This is a genomic window from Pseudoalteromonas sp. Isolate3 (genome assembly GCF_022398505.1).
Taxonomy (GTDB): domain Bacteria; phylum Pseudomonadota; class Gammaproteobacteria; order Enterobacterales; family Alteromonadaceae; genus Pseudoalteromonas; species Pseudoalteromonas apostichopi.
In genome coordinates, this window is the sequence record NZ_JAKEVN010000280.1 from 1 (window position 1) to 584 (window position 584).

Annotated in this window: 1 protein-coding gene and 1 pseudogene; both read right to left on the reverse strand. The window is 30.5% G+C overall.

Going from position 1 to position 584, the window contains the following annotated elements; genetic code table 11:
* On the reverse strand, positions 1-184 hold a 184-nt coding region (locus tag L1D46_RS20845), incomplete at its 3' end, for a hypothetical protein (protein WP_239978186.1).
* Positions 185-186: 2 nt separating this feature from the next.
* Positions 187-584, reverse strand: a pseudogene (locus tag L1D46_RS20850) (hypothetical protein); the annotation flags it as partial.

The following is a 584-nucleotide window of genomic DNA, read 5'->3' on the forward strand; positions in this document are numbered from 1 at the left end:
TTATTAAATAGGGATCATTACAGAGAGAGCAAGCAACAAAGAAGATTACAAAAACCGACTTAATCAAAGAGTAATACCCAAACTCTTCGATGCTCAATTCTCTTGCTAATAAAGCTGTTACTACAAAGGCGCCTAATATTATAAAAAGCTGGGTAACTACAAAGTAAAGTGAATTTTTTTTCAAAATCAATAATCCATATCTTTTTGAAAAAGAGCCAAGAGTATTAATAAAAGCAATACCCCGTGAGTTATGAAACTAGTTACTAATGCACTCCCCTGAAACGCATAAAAGGTTACAAATATAATTCCTGTGAACTTAGGTTGAAGCTTATATTTATAGAAGGACTTAAAGACAAAGCTTGTAACAATAAATACAAATAAAATACCAAAAACACCAAAATTAGAGTAACCATCGCTCAGATAGCCATTATTCGCACTCATTTCTTCCTTGCCAAAATACTCATAGCCAATTAATCGCGAAGGAATAGAGTGATAGTCATAATCTAAAAATAGTGACAACAGCGAATTCGAATAATATATGTAATTATCATCGAAATAATCAAAATAATATATATTTAATAAAG